Annotated in this window: 15 protein-coding genes; 9 read left to right on the plus strand and 6 right to left on the minus strand. The window is 48.4% G+C overall.

What is annotated here, in order from left to right; all coding sequences use genetic code 11:
• Window positions 1-42: 42 nt before the first annotated feature.
• The 4 genes from MHM89_RS12850 to MHM89_RS12865 all read right to left on the minus strand — a co-directional run bounded on the left by MHM89_RS12850 (window position 43) and on the right by MHM89_RS12865 (window position 5,339).
• The gene (locus MHM89_RS12850) at window positions 43-1,902 is read right to left on the minus strand and encodes an alkaline phosphatase PhoX (protein ID WP_239408985.1); all 1,860 of its coding nucleotides are present in this window, start codon (window positions 1,900-1,902) and stop codon (window positions 43-45) included.
• A gap of 243 nt (window positions 1,903-2,145) precedes the next feature.
• The gene (locus MHM89_RS12855; protein ID WP_239408986.1) at window positions 2,146-3,696 is read right to left on the minus strand and encodes a sensor domain-containing diguanylate cyclase; all 1,551 of its coding nucleotides are present in this window, start codon (window positions 3,694-3,696) and stop codon (window positions 2,146-2,148) included.
• A complete protein-coding gene (locus MHM89_RS12860) occupies window positions 3,686-4,114 on the minus strand; it encodes a hypothetical protein (RefSeq protein ID WP_022946452.1) in 429 nt (142 codons plus the stop codon). The genes MHM89_RS12855 and MHM89_RS12860 overlap by 11 nt, the downstream gene beginning before the upstream one ends.
• 1 nt (window position 4,115) lies before the next feature.
• Window positions 4,116-5,339: a porin gene (locus MHM89_RS12865; RefSeq protein WP_138587917.1), complete on the minus strand. Its 1,224-nt coding sequence runs from the start codon at window positions 5,337-5,339 to the stop codon at window positions 4,116-4,118.
• A 221-nt stretch (window positions 5,340-5,560) separates the two neighbouring features.
• Here MHM89_RS12865 and MHM89_RS12870 point away from each other — a divergent pair, with 221 nt between their 5' ends.
• Entirely contained in the window at window positions 5,561-6,802 is a 1,242-nt protein-coding gene (locus MHM89_RS12870; protein ID WP_239408987.1) for a divalent metal cation transporter, read from the plus strand.
• Window positions 6,803-6,870: 68 nt separating this feature from the next.
• On the opposite strand, the gene MHM89_RS12875 is transcribed toward MHM89_RS12870, so the two are convergent.
• Both MHM89_RS12875 and MHM89_RS12880 read right to left on the minus strand, forming a co-directional pair.
• A complete protein-coding gene (locus tag MHM89_RS12875; RefSeq protein WP_022946456.1) occupies window positions 6,871-8,070 on the minus strand; it encodes a VWA domain-containing protein in 1,200 nt (399 codons plus the stop codon).
• A complete protein-coding gene (locus MHM89_RS12880) occupies window positions 8,070-8,915 on the minus strand; it encodes a MoxR family ATPase (protein WP_138508969.1) in 846 nt (281 codons plus the stop codon). The genes MHM89_RS12875 and MHM89_RS12880 overlap by 1 nt, the downstream gene beginning before the upstream one ends.
• A 143-nt stretch (window positions 8,916-9,058) precedes the next feature.
• Between MHM89_RS12880 and MHM89_RS12885 the strand changes: the two genes are divergently transcribed.
• From MHM89_RS12885 to MHM89_RS12920, 8 genes are all read left to right on the plus strand, one after another.
• A complete protein-coding gene (locus MHM89_RS12885) occupies window positions 9,059-9,535 on the plus strand; it encodes a DUF2947 family protein (protein ID WP_151172330.1) in 477 nt (158 codons plus the stop codon).
• Window positions 9,536-9,626: 91 nt separating this feature from the next.
• Entirely contained in the window at window positions 9,627-10,280 is a 654-nt protein-coding gene (locus tag MHM89_RS12890; RefSeq protein WP_045978504.1) for a hypothetical protein, read from the plus strand.
• On the plus strand, window positions 10,280-10,573 hold the full coding sequence (ftsB, locus tag MHM89_RS12895; RefSeq protein ID WP_022946460.1) for a cell division protein FtsB: 294 nt from the start codon (window positions 10,280-10,282) through the stop codon (window positions 10,571-10,573). The genes MHM89_RS12890 and ftsB overlap by 1 nt, the downstream gene beginning before the upstream one ends.
• A gap of 16 nt (window positions 10,574-10,589) precedes the next feature.
• Entirely contained in the window at window positions 10,590-11,306 is a 717-nt protein-coding gene (gene ispD, locus MHM89_RS12900; RefSeq protein ID WP_239408988.1) for a 2-C-methyl-D-erythritol 4-phosphate cytidylyltransferase, read from the plus strand.
• Window positions 11,303-11,782, plus strand: a complete 480-nt coding sequence (gene ispF, locus MHM89_RS12905; RefSeq protein WP_239408989.1) for a 2-C-methyl-D-erythritol 2,4-cyclodiphosphate synthase — start codon at window positions 11,303-11,305, stop codon at window positions 11,780-11,782. Before ispD ends, ispF begins: the two co-directional genes overlap by 4 nt.
• Window positions 11,779-12,852: a tRNA pseudouridine(13) synthase TruD gene (locus tag MHM89_RS12910; protein WP_138508972.1), complete on the plus strand. Its 1,074-nt coding sequence runs from the start codon at window positions 11,779-11,781 to the stop codon at window positions 12,850-12,852. Before ispF ends, MHM89_RS12910 begins: the two co-directional genes overlap by 4 nt.
• Window positions 12,833-13,591, plus strand: coding sequence for a 5'/3'-nucleotidase SurE (gene surE / locus MHM89_RS12915; RefSeq protein ID WP_239408990.1), 759 nt, complete (start codon window positions 12,833-12,835; stop codon window positions 13,589-13,591). The genes MHM89_RS12910 and surE overlap by 20 nt, the downstream gene beginning before the upstream one ends.
• Complete coding sequence (locus MHM89_RS12920; protein ID WP_239408991.1) at window positions 13,581-14,219, plus strand: protein-L-isoaspartate(D-aspartate) O-methyltransferase; 639 nt, start codon at window positions 13,581-13,583, stop codon at window positions 14,217-14,219. Before surE ends, MHM89_RS12920 begins: the two co-directional genes overlap by 11 nt.
• The last annotated feature ends 9 nt before the right edge of the window (window positions 14,220-14,228 follow it).

Consider the following 14,228-nt stretch of genomic DNA (forward strand, 5'->3'; position numbering starts at 1 on the left):
TATAGGTAAATGAGGGGGCAGCCCCCTCATAGAGTGCGAGGATTAGTTGCCCGCTGGGTCGTACAACCAAAGGGTGTTGTTTTCTTGGAATCCATCCTCACCGATGATCACGCGACCATCGCGCATGACGATGGTGTTATCTGGTTGTGATAACTGCTCTACGTCACAACGTGCTGCGCCATCAAGACTGCGGCGATAGGTGGAGCCCATTACCACAGGTTCAATACGGGTGAGGCTGTAGTTGCTATCTATGTGTGCACGATATAAGCCACCACAGTCTTCCACGCGATTGGATAATTGCATGTCTCCTTCATCGTCAATCATGGTGTTATCGATATCAGCGATACCAATATACATAAACGCTTCGGTGACGATTTCATCGGCAATCATATCTTGGCCAGTGATTGCTTCCATGACGCGGTCATGATTGATACTAATGCCTTCGAGCTTACGCCACTCTGCGGTGGCTCCTTTTAAGCGAGCTGCTTGGCGAGACTCTAAAAAGGCCGCACGGTCATCCATAGGCTCACCAGCGGTAACAGGGCTTCCGCCTTGTGCTTCACTTGGGTAATGAGTGGCGCCATCAGCCCAGGCCTGTACGTCAGCCATGCTCATATAGCTGGTTTTACCTGCAACATAATCACTGGTATCAATGCCATCATAATCAGCGATCCAAGCTGCAATTGTGGTGTTATCGCCACTGGCCAGAGCCACCCATTCAACATCAAATCCTGTGACCGCTGGGTCACTAAGGCCTTCATCCTGAGTCAATTTTGCCCCGTATAATGTGCCAGCACTCAAATCTTCCGGGGTATCGGCGACAAATTTAAACAACACCCCACCGGTATCATCTTGTGACGAGTACACGGTTTTTCTATCCGGCATAACCACTGAGTTTTCATGCTCATAGCGGCCAATAGTGTAGTGTTTTACTACTTCTGGATTGGCACTGGTGGGCGCGGTGATTTCAGCAATGTAGCCATAACGGTAGGGGTTAGGGAAATCCGGTGCTGTAAGCATCTCAAGACCATCGGTACTGGTGTCAGCTGGGTCATTCCAACTGGCATCGGTGGTTGAGTCAACGCTTGAGCGCACAATCCACTCTTCTGAAGTTAATGGGGTGCCCCAAGGAGACACTGAACCAAAGCAGTTAGCTGCGGTGCCCCAAACATTATCGAAATCAACCATCATGGCTTCAGCGATTGACCAAGTACCTTGAGTATTTTTGCTTAGCTTTAAGCGGCTAACTCCCCCAGGGTATGACTCCCAGTTAGTGAATAAGTAGCCCTCACTGTCGCCAGTAGGGATAAAACCGTTAAAATCTGGGTTTTCATTCTCAATAATTTTCTCATTGCCGACCATGGAGTAATGCACACCTAACCCACCGGGCAAGCCTTTATCACCTAAATCAGCAAAGGTATCACCGGTCTGGCCTAACACTTGGTATTGGCCTACCGCTGACACTACGGTTTGACGCTCATAATCCGATTCTGGCACTGGTGAGCTAACGATATTTTTAGGCAGTTGGTTGAAGTTTACGCCCGCTAGTACGCCTACGGTACCACGATTAATAGCGCGGCCATTGAACTCATCCATGGCGGCATTGGTGTCATCAGGGTGCTGAACATTGAAAAACAAATCGCCCTGACGAGTTAAGAATGCACCGGTCACTTCAGCTCCAGCAGGTACCGTTGCCAAGCGTGTTAATTTACCACTTGCTTGTGCATTTGCGCTGTCTTCGCCACTTGCTCCATCTTGGCCATCGGCGCCATCCTGTCCAGCTGGGCCTTGTTCGCCAACTGGGCCTTGCGGACCTTGTTCACCGTCGTCGCCATCGCAGGCTGCCAACGCTAAGACCATGGAAGCAGTCAAAAAAGATAATTTTAGCTTAGTATTAAGCATGTGAAACGCCCCTTCACTTATAGTTATTTAATCAATGTTGCAGTCGATACTGCGACCTAAGGTCTCGCTGCAGCGATATAATTGCCTGTTGAAAGCGGGGCTTATACTAGGGAGCGGTTATTGCAAAGTGATGGACAAAAGAAGACCTTTTTGTGGTACTTATAATACACTAATGTGACTTTATAACGTTTTTGTAGAGAGGTATCCGCATCCGCTATATCAAAATAGAGGCGCTGAGTTTAGCTAAATATCAGCCATAGCAACGGCATTTTTTTGCTGGTTTTTTACCTTGTACATGGCTTGATCGGCGGCAATCACTAGATCTTGTAAGGTGGTACCGTGTCCAGGGGAAGTGGCGATACCTATGCTGGCGCCGACACTTACTCGCTCGCCACTGTCCAACTGTGTGGCTTGGCTGAGCGCCTCTCGGAGTTTGTCGGCAAGGTGCAGCGCTGGTGTTTGTTCAAGCGCATCGAGAATGATGACAAACTCATCACCACCCCAACGAATACATACATCCTCTTTGCGCACATGGTGTTGTAGTTGTGTTGCCACATGGCAAAGGATGTCGTCGCCTGCGTCGTGGCCATACACATCATTGATCGGTTTAAAGCCGTCAAGATCAATCAACATCAAGGTAATGTCTTGGTCGTTATCAAGGCGTTGTTGCGCCGCCTGTTCGCCTCCTAGGCGGTTAAATAAGCCTGTTAAACGGTCTGTGGTGGCTGCTTCGTTAAGCTCAGCGACCATTTTTTTGTGGCGAGTAATATCATTAATAAAAATCTGTAGGTAGGTATCTTGTTCCTTACCATAGCTGCGAGTAACAAGAATATGAGCCCAAATGCAATCTTGTTGGCAGTCAGTGCATAGCTGGTACTCACCGGTGGCAATATCATGCTGATCTAAGGAGTTGCGAATAGAGCGGATAATTTTTTCAGGCTCATTAAAAGTACGCGCCACAAGTTGATACAAATCCTTTTCCAAAGGAATACCGAGGCGGTTAAACAGCCGCTCTGTGGACGCGTTATAAAGGATGATATTGCCTTCGCGGCGGGCGAGGATCATTGCTGACGCCGCATGCTCGAATAATAAGCGTAGCCGACCTTCTAGCTTTTGTACCTCAGAACGCAGTGCCCGCTCTTGGTTAAAGAGCCGCTCCGTTTGCGCAAGCATAGCGTTAATACTGTGGGTAATTTCGCCTATTTCACTGGCGTTGTGCGCGAATGGGGTGTGCAAGCGATTATCGCCGCCGGGGGTGATGCCCTTAAGCTGAGTGTTAAGTCGCGCCATTGGCTTGGTAATTATAAAATAAGCCAAAATCGTAAAGGTGAGTAATACCGCGAGGGTTTGAAAGACCAATAGTTGCGCACTGGATTGCGCTATCGACCGTGCTCGCTGTTCTATCATGGACCAGGCCGGTAATAGACGCATTTGTCCGACCGCCTCATTGGCAAAAAAGGGATTATACAAGGTGAAAGTTTTTGCTTGCTGCCAATCACCTTCGCCTTGACTGGCTAATGGCTGAGTGCCTTGGATTTGCGCGGCAAGAATACTGTCGTTCTTTAACAGGCCACTGATAACTTCGATTGCTAAGTCTTCGTCTTGCAAGTAAGCGGCAATAGAGGCAGTGCTCGAGACTGTCATATGCAGCTGAGCAATAGCAAGGTTGGCTTTCTCTACCTCCTGCTGGTAGACGCTACGGTAATAGTATTTCACTGCGATAACGCCAACGATTAACGAAGTGAGTACAAGCGCAATGGCTAAGCGCAGGATCAGGCTATGTTTATTGAACAAGAGTATAAACTACCTTCACGTCGTTAGTGACTTCTTTAAGCTTTACATAGCCGATGGCATTGTCAATTTCTCGGACCCTTTTTATTACCTCAGCGCTGCTTGCCATAGTTAAAGGCGGTTTTGCATGGCCACTGAACTTGACCCGTGACCAATAAGCATTAATGCTGCCAATCGGACGCTTAGTTAGACCTTGATAGAACTGCTCACGCAGCAACGAATCCGGTTGCATGTCCAAAGGTGCGGCATGTTCCCCAGAGGGAAAAGCGATAAGTCGACCCATATACAAGTCAACTAACTGCTTGGTGGTTAAACTTTGCGTAGGGTTTGCCTTATTAACTATAACGGCTATTTTTTCTTGTCCGTACGCAACAGCGCTCAATAAAGCGTAAAGTGCGCACGTGATGATGAAGGCTCTCATACTAGAACACCCAATCAATCGTCGCGCTTACAACGGTGAACGATTCTGGCGTAGAAAACACCTCGCGGCGCAGCATAAATTGGTTATCGCTGCTGTCTAAATCAATGTACTCGAGCTGCAGTTTAGCCGCCATATCAGCGCGAAAATCATAGCGAGTGCTGAGCGAAGTTGTTGACTGATCGTTGACGTAATAGTTAAAGCCGCGCTCAAGCTGAAAATGCAGTTCATCGGCGAGGGGGTTTGTTAGTCGTGGTTTATCAATCTGCTGGCGCTTGCCATGCGTCACTGAGTAACCCAGTTGCACCGTGAAATCTTGCCACCTTGTGCCGAACACGACATAACCGTTGTGCAAATGTGAGAGAATGTCTGAATCAGCACTGACACGGGCAATTTCCGATTGCACATAGTACTGACCGTTATCGTACTTTGCGCCTAAGGTCACGTACTGCAACCGTGTATCCACCGTTTTTAAACGCTTGGCAATATCTTGTGCTTGAGGCCAGATTTGTTCAGGCACACTTTGCGCCAGCTCGCGTAGTTGGGCGTAATGGTCGGGCTCATTATCGATATAGGCTTGGGTATAATTGGCTCGCCAAAGCCAGTTACCTTGCTCTAGTGTGAGCGTAGCGCCAGCGATATCATCAAGAGCTATTCGCCATTGAAAATCGAAATTTGTAAGGTAATCCTTTGACTTGCCGTAATACCAGCGTGTGGAGAACATTCCCTGATCGGTGGCGTGGGCTGAAGATAGTTCGATACCATCAATGCTGCGATGGGGAATAAGGCCATAAAACTCAATGGGTGCGTGGGTCGCTGTATAGGCATAGCCTATGTTGCGATAAGGACTCATCATAAACAAATCAAACGCAGTACGCCCGGCTTTGATGGTCCAGTTTGGCTTTGGTGAGTAACTTAAAAAGGCCAGTTGGGTAACATCGCCAAGGCTATAGTCGGGGTGGCTTTTCAGTACCCATTGGCCGGTAAAGCCCCACTGAGTATTAAACTGCTTGTGTAACTGAATGCCTAATCGCGACAACGAGGAAAAGTCTAATTCAGAGTTTGTTTTACCATCGGTTACCGATACATCAGTACGAAACCCGTATTGCTCGGATTCATTATAGCTTACGCCGACAGTGGCAAAGCCGCTAAGTTGAGCGGGCTGTGCCAGTGCTGCCGCGCTACTAATAAGCAATGAAAAACCACTAAGTGAACGAAATAAGCGCATGATGCCTCTGAAATTTAGCCATAAAAAAAGGAGCCTGATGTGGGCTCCTTGCTTACGAATCGCGGCGAATTATAAGAAGGTTAGCTGCAACTGGCAACTAAGTGGTCAGTCCTGTTTGCTATTTGAGCACCTAAGTTGATTAAAAATAATGCACTATGTACTTGAATTGAATGATGATTCCACCTAGCCTGAGAGCCTAGAAAAAAATATAAGAAAAACCCATGCAGTTAGTCAATTATGCGCAGTATGTAAAGGCTTTAGGGCCGGGAATATTAATGGCGACTGCCGCCATCGGCGGCTCACACCTGGTTGCTTCGACCCAAGCCGGGGCGTTATTTGGGTGGCCGTTGTTATGGCTGATCATCGCCGTGAATGCGCTTAAATACCCTTTTTTTCGTTTCGGCGTGCATTACACCTTGGCGACCAACGACAACCTAGTCGAGGGTTACAAAAAGCAGGGGCCTGGGTTTTTCTATAGCTTTGTAGCCTTGAACCTGATTGCTGCCATCGTTAATACTGCCGGGGTACTGCTATTAACGGCGGCGCTGGCCCATTATATGCTCGGTGGAGCGCTTGGGTTAACGGCGTTATCAGCCCTGATACTGTTGTTTTGTCTGATATTGCTATTGTTAGGCCATTATCGCGCCTTAGACAGCGTGGCTAAAGTAATTATGGCGGTACTGGCGTTGAGCACGCTAGGTGCATTGGCCATTGCCTGGGTGCAAAGCGGCGGTGCACCGATGGCGATGAGCGCAGAGTTTCAAGCGCCCGATATATTCTCGCTGGCGGCGCTGAGCTTTATTGTAGTGATGATGGGGTGGATGCCCGCACCTATCGAAATCTCTGCGCTTAACTCATTGTGGCTGCAAGCAAAGCGGCGCAATACCACGATAACTATAAACACTGGTTTATTCGACTTTAACTTGGGGTATGTGGTCACCGCGCTCTTGGCAGTGGTATTTTTTGCCTTAGGGGTGTTGATACAATACGGCAGCAGCAGTGAGATTGCTTTGGCTGGGGTCGCGTTTGCACAGCAGCTCATTGATATGTATACGCAAACCATAGGTGAGTGGTCGCGTTGGCTGATTGCCGCCGTGGCGTTCTTATGTATGTTGGGGACCACGCTTACGGTGCTAGATGGGTATGCCCGCACGCTGTTTACCAGTGCCAAGCTAATGAATCGTCAGTTGCTACCACGTCATCTCCACTCCTGGCTGATACTGCAAGCGGGTGCCGGGATGGCAGTGATCTTATTTTTTAAAAGCAACTTAAAAGAAATGCTTACCTTTGCCATGACCCTTGCCTTTTTAACCACACCGGTATTTGCATGGCTTAATATGCGTTTGGTCAAACAGGCAAACATCAATCAGCCAACTTGGTTAAAGGCGTTAAGCTGGTTGGGCATGGCCTATTTAATTAGCTTTAGCCTGGGTTTTGTCGCCCTACAGTTTTGGTCGAGTTAAACACTGATGGATTTGCGGAAAAAATAACGTGCTTTTTCTAATCTAGATGTTATTCCATGTTGCCACAGCTAAGTGAGCGCTTTAATTGCTGCACTAATACCATCAAGGGTGAGCGGAAACATGCGGCTTTGCTCGTTACTTGCCATGAGTTGGTCTATCATCTCGATGGAGTGGTAATAACGCCAATGCGATTGTGGCTGTGGGTTGAGCCAAACCACTTTGTCAAAATGTTGGGTAATACGCTGTAGCCATAACGCGCCAGGCTCTTCATTCCAGTGCTCAACACTGCCACCGGGGTAGGCTATCTCATATGGACCCATGGTGGCATCACCGACAAAGATGACTTTGTAATCGCTGCCAAAGCGCTGCATCAGGTTGTGGGTATCAATGACTTGGTCGTGACGACGGTCATTGTCTTGCCATAGGTGTTCATACACGCAGTTGTGGAAGTAAAAGAACTCCAGGTGTTTAAACTCACCATGAGCGGCGCTGAACAACTGTTCGCATAGGTGAATATGGTCATCCATGGAGCCGCCAATATCGAACAGCATAATGACATTTACGGCGTTATGTCGCTCGGGTGCCATTTTTACATCCAACATGCCCCCTTGTTTCGCCGTTGCCCGAATAGTCTCAGGTAAATCTAAGGTATCGCTGGCTCCGGTACGGGCAAACTTACGCAGTTTTTTCAATGCCAGCTTCATGGTCCGAGAGCTGATATCTGCGCTACTATCGAGGTTACGATACTGGCGTTTATCCCACACTTTTACCGCGCGGCGCTGCCGTGACCCTGGTTGGCCAATGCGAATACCCTCGGGGTTATAGCCAAAAGCACCAAAGGGCGAGGTGCCGCCGGTGCCTATCCATTTATTACCACCGGCATGGCGTTTTTGTTGTTCTTCAAAGCGTTTCTTTAATTCTTCCATGAGCTTATCTAAACCGCCCATGGCCTCTATTTGTTCTTTTTCTGCTGCGCTTAAGTGTTTTTCAAACTCTTTGCGTAGCCACTCATCTGGAAGCGTATGCTGGGCTTTCAGCGCCTCAAGTAAATCGACATCTTCTATGCCTTCGAAATAGTCGGCAAAGGCTTTATCAAAACGGTCGAAATGAGTTTCATCCTTGACCATAACAGTGCGAGCAAGGTGATAAAAACCTTCGGTATCGGCAAATACCACGCCCGCTTTGAGGGCCGCTAACAAATCCAGCAACTCGCGCAGGCTGACTGGCAAGCGATACTTACGTAGCGTGAAGAAGAACTCAATTAACATTAGCGGCGGCTCATAAACGCAAGCTTTTCAATTAACGACACATCCTGCTCGTTTTTAAGCAGGGCACCAAATAATGGCATTAACCCGCCTTTATCTGCGCTTTGTTGCAGCACCTCGGGGCTGATGTCTTCAGCCATTAACAGTTTAAGCCAGTCGAGAAGCTCGCTGGTGGAAGGTTTTTTCTTTAAGCCATCGACTTGGCGCAAACCAAAAAACACCTCTAGCGCCTCACGCAATAGCGTTTGCTTAATGTTGGGGTAGTGAACATCGACAATTTGCTGCATTTCATCAGGACTTGGAAAGTCGATGTAGTGGAAAAAGCAACGGCGTAAAAAGGCATCGGGAAGTTCTTTTTCGTTGTTGGAGGTGATAATGACAATGGGGCGTTGTTTAGCGACTACGCGCTCACCGGTTTCATAGACAAAGAACTCCATCTTATCGAGCTCCAGCAGTAAATCGTTCGGAAACTCGATGTCGGCTTTGTCGATTTCATCAATTAACAGCACCGGACGCGGACCTTGTTCATCGCTTGCAAACGCTTGCCATAACTTCCCTTTAACTATGTAATTGCCGATATCATGGACACGCTCATCACCTAGTTGCGAGTCACGTAGGCGAGATACCGCATCATATTCGTAGAGCCCTTGCTGCGCTTTGGTGGTGGACTTTATATGCCACTGAATCAGTTCACTGCCTACGCTTTTAGCGAGCTCTTCAGCCAATAAGGTTTTTCCTGTTCCGGGTTCGCCTTTGATCAGCAGCGGTTTTTGTAGGGCAATAGCCGCGTTGACAGCTTGTTTTAAGGCGCTACTGGCAATGTAGTGGTCGGTAGAATCGAAATGCACGGAATAATCCTGTTACTGGTCTGACATCAATGTACTTAGTCTGCCATAGTTCGATTTGTACACCAAGTCATGCTGTGACAGCGCTCGCTAACACAGGTATAATGGCCGATATTGTTTCGCGCTGCGATAAGTTGCCATATTGAATGAATTACTTGTGTTTGGATGAATACGCAAAGGCTTGGGTGTTTAAGCACCAAGAGCTATTGATAGCCCCACAACAGTTGGCGCAGATAAAACCGATGACGCCAACCCGTTCTGCGGTGCTGTGGTCGACCTTTATCAGTCGGGATAAGGACCACCCGGATTTCTTTAGCGAAGATGATTGGCTATGCCAAGCGCAGCACTGGCAAGCGCAAGAGGTGTTTTGGGAGCAGGCATTCGAAGATGAAACAGCAATCCCTGAGCAGATTCTTAGTCATTTAGATTGGCAAGACAACACCACAGTCTATTTTTGTAATAGCCGCGATGAAGTTATCGAAACTCGGTTTGATGTGTTTAAACAACATTGGCAAAACTTTATGTTTTTAGCTGATGGCAGCATTTTGATCGGCAAAAAACGCCCTCAAGTGGTGCAATTCATGGAAACAGGTTTTGCCCGCCTAGGTGAGCAACCTAAATAGCGCGAGTATCTTGAAGCATCGGACAGATATCATGCTTCTCAAATTTTGCACAACTATGGTATAAACTTAACCTCTACGACTAGGAGGTATTGTGCAGCAACCGTCATCGCAGCAGGCCGATTTATTTGCGCTGGATCAGCAGCGGGTGCTCTATGCTGAGTTGTGTAATGCCTTTTATGCTCGAGAACTACAGCGCTTAAGCCAGCACCTTGAACCCAGCGGTGATGCGGCTCGTGTGGCGCGTATGCTAGCCAGCTTACCTTATTATGTCGAGCGCGCGGCGTTTCACATCGTTCGTGGTCATAGCCCGTTAACCTTAGATGGGCAAAATGGCAGTTGGATTGCCAAGCAGGCCACTAAGGCGCCAGTACCAGATAGCGAGAAAAATCATGCGTTTTATAGCCGCTTTGCGCAAATTGGCATGTTAGTCCCGGTATTGGTGGCGCAACAAGGGATGCAGTATGTAATGCTCGATACGCTTGATCAAGTCAGTAGTAACCGAGTGCATTGCAATCAAAGCGGATGGTTTGATTTGCAGGGTCAGTATCAAGATAGCCGCATACAACATCAAAAAGTGACGCTGTTATGGCCTGGCAAGAAGCATTTTACGCCGGCCTGCTGTGGCCATCGTTGGCAGCAATATAAGGTCACATCGCCGCGCACATTAAGCTTGCGGGAAATGCTGTTAACAACACGAATAAACTGGAAAAACTTCAGGCAACCATTGCCTGTAAAGGATACATAATGCGCCTATTTCAATTAGGCCTCGTGGCTTTGTTTTTTTACTTACAGTATCTGTTATGGTTTGGTCATAATGGCATTGAGGATTACACCCGACTGCGTAAAGCGGTCGCCAGCCATGAGCTTACTAATCAACAATTAAGTAAACGTAATAAACTGCTTGAGGCAGATATCCAGGACCTGAAGTTGGATTTGGAGGGGGTAGAAGAGCGGGCCCGCCACGAACTGGGGATGATCAAACCCGGTGAGGTGTTTTACCGCGTTTTACCGAGCAAGCAATCGCTTAGAAAAGAATAATAGTTACTGAATTCATATGACGACACAACCTCGCATTGTTGCCATCGTTCCCGCTGCGGGAGTGGGCTCCCGAATGCAATCAAGCACACCCAAGCAATACATCGAACTGCAGGGCAAAACAGTCTTAGAGCACACCCTGAATAAGCTTATGAAAGTAGGCGAGATCAGCGCCATTAAAGTGGCCATCAGTGCAGCTGATGATTACTTTTCCACGCTCGCCATCAATAAACAGGTTATTAGTACCGTCGCCGGAGGCCGTGAGCGCGCAGACTCGGTGTTGGCGGCGCTGGATGCCATAGAGCAACAAAGCCCTGATTGGGTCTTGGTGCATGATGCGGCACGTCCTTTAGTGTGTGCACATGACATCGAGAATCTGATAGCGCAATGCTGCGCTGCAAAGCAAGGTGGCATTTTGGCCGCCAAGGTGCGCGATACGATAAAGCGCGGCTGCAATAGTGAAGATGATGGCGAGTTTATCGACATGACCATACCGCGAGAGCATTTATACCAAGCGTTGACGCCGCAATTCTTTCCTTATGAGCTTTTGCGCCAAGCGCTGCGCGATGCGCTTGCTGCGGGTGCAAACATTACTGACGAAGCATCAGCCATGGAGTGGGCTGGACATCCGGTACGCTTAATCACCGGACGCAGTGATAATTTCAAAATAACCACGCCAGAAGACTTACAGTTAGCAAACTTTCTTTTGGCTCAACAAGTAACGGAGTTTGTATGATCCGCATTGGTCATGGCTATGATGTACACCGCTTTGGTGGTGAAGGGCCACTCGTTATTGCCGGCGTGAGCATCGATTATGAGCAAGGCTTTATTGCCCACTCCGATGGCGATGTTGCCATTCATGCCTTATGTGACGCCTTACTCGGGGCGTTGGCATTGGGGGATATCGGCAAACATTTTCCTGATACCAGTGCCGAATTTGCTGGTATTGATAGCCGTATACTGCTGCGTCGGGTGATGCAGGAAGTGAATAAAAAGGGCTATGCGGTGGGCAATGTTGATGTCACTATTGTCGCTCAAGCACCGAAAATGCGCTCTCATATTGATGCTATGCGCCAATGTTTAGCCGATGATTTACAGGTGCGCATGGATCAAGTCAATGTTAAGGCAACGACCACTGAAAAGCTCGGTTTCGCAGGGCGCAAAGAAGGGATAGCCAGTCATGCGGTGGCACTGTTGGTCGAATCGTCATGAGTGACGCAGTATCACCCTGGGAGCAGCCTTTAGCTGAGCTAAACTATTTATACGGCAAGCCAAGCGCAAAAGCGCTGTTTAAAGAGCACGCCGAAGACTTTATGGTCGACGAAGAGCTTGGATTTGAGCTCGATGGTGAAGGTGAGCATGTTTGTATTCATATAATCAAACGTGGTGTTAATACACAGGCGGTCGCCAAAGCCATTGCCAAGCTTGCACAGGTGGCTCCTAGAGAGGTGGCTTACGCCGGGCAAAAAGACCGCCAAGGTGTGTGTAGCCAGTGGTTTAGTGTTCCTGTTCCGATAAAAAAGCATATCGACTTCAGTGCCCTAAATGATGAGTCAATCTTTGTTACTGAGCAGCAACGCCATGGTCGCCGTTTGCGTCTCGGTTGTCATCGGGGGAATCACTTTAAAATACGCTTGCGTGAGGTAGATGAGCCATTAGCGGTGCTTAGTCGTATTAACGCCGTGCGTCAGGGAGTGCCCAATTACTTTGGTGAGCAACGTTTTGGTCATGGCGGGCATAATCTCACCATGGCGCAGCGGATGTTCCAAGGTGAGCGTATCCGCGATAAAAAGCTGCGCTCGATGGTGATCTCCGCCGCCCGGTCTTACATTTTTAATCAGATCGTTAGTTTGCGAGTAGCCGAGCATGGTCTTGCCAAAACCCTGCAACATGAAGTGTTTATGCTAAGTGGCAGTAACGCCTTTTTCACTGATGCCATTACTCCTGAGAACATCACCCGCTTAGTACAAGGTGATATTGAGCTGTCTGCCCCCATGGTGGGTAAGGGTGATAAGGCACTGGTGGCGCAAGAGCGTCAATGGTTGGCACCATTTAATGAGTGGTGCGCGGGGTTGGCGCAATTAGGGCTTAAAGGGGAGCGCCGTATGCTGCGTCTTTACCCTGAAAACTTAACTGTCGCAGCGCCAAGCGAGAATGTCATAGAGCTGAGTTTTAGTCTAAAAAAAGGCTGTTTTGCTACGGCGTTACTCAGAGAGCTGGTTGACTATCGACAAAGTGAGAACAGTATTACAAGGAATCACGATGAGAATATTGCTAAGTAATGATGATGGTGTGCATGCCAAGGGAATAGCCGCTTTATATCAAGCGTTGCAGCAAATTGCTGAGGTTGATGTGGTGGCACCCGATCGAAACTGCAGTGGTGCCAGTAACTCATTGACGTTAATAAACCCTCTGCGTGCCCACAAGCTAGATAATGGTTTTATCAGTATCAATGGCACGCCGACCGACTGTGTACACGTTGCTTTGAATGCATTGTTGGAGCAGCAACCGGACTTAGTTGTCGCGGGCGTAAACCATGGTGCTAACTTGGGTGATGACACCCTTTATTCTGGCACAGTTGCCGCCGCCACCGAAGGCCGACACATGGGCTTACCAGCCATTGCCGTGTCGCTTGTAGGACCAGAGTGTGAGCACTTTGAGACGGCAGCACAAGTGACGGTTGATATAATCAAAAAGCTTAAGAGCCACCCATTACCGAAAGACCAAATTATTAATATCAATGTTCCTGATGTGCCTTACCGTGAACTTAGAGGCATTAAAGTGACGCGATTGGGTGCTCGTCATAAAGCGGAAACCATGACCGCACAGCGTGACCCTTGGGGGCGTAAGGTGTATTGGTATGGCTCGCTAGGCCCTGAACTAGATGCGGGGGCGGGCACTGATTTTGATGCAATCCGTCAAGGCTATGCCGCAGTAACGCCAATGAGTGTAGATATGACCGCTCATGAAAGCATTACTCCCTTGCAGGAATGGCTGTTGGAGTCTGGTGATGATCGGTAATCTGCAACGCAGTGCAAGTTCATTGGCAGAGTTGTTAGCCAAAGAGGGAGTGACTGATCAGCGCGTGCTTGAGGTTATAGCACACACCCCTCGGCATGTATTTATAGATGAGGTGCTAAAACATAAAGCCTATCAGAATACCGCTTTACCAATCGGCCAAGGGCAAACTATTTCGCAACCCTTTATCGTCGCGCAGATGACCGCACTGCTGCGCCAGCATGGCGTGAGCTCTAAGGTGTTGGAGATAGGTACCGGTTCTGGTTATCAAAGCGCTATATTGGCACAGCTGTTTGACAAGGTGTATTCGGTAGAGCGTATCAAGGCGTTGCAGTGGCAAGCAAAACGCCGCTTGCATCAGCTTGATTTGTATAACGTCAGCATGAAGCATGGTGACGGTTGGCAAGGCTGGGCATCTCAAGCGCCATTTCAGGGCATTATAGTGACTGCCGCAGCATCCAGTGTTCCCGAGCAGCTGCTCCAGCAGCTTGATGACGATGGTGTGATGATTGTGCCAATAGGCGATGCTGAACAAAAGCTAATGGTATATACTCGCCATGGAAATCAATTTAATCAACAAGTTATGGCCGATGTGCGTTTTGTGCCCTTGGTACCTGGCGACATAATATAAGGAAGTTTT

Origin of the sequence: Pseudoalteromonas sp. CNC9-20 (assembly GCF_022347875.1) — a bacterium.
Classification (GTDB): Bacteria; Pseudomonadota; Gammaproteobacteria; order Enterobacterales; family Alteromonadaceae; genus Pseudoalteromonas; species Pseudoalteromonas ruthenica.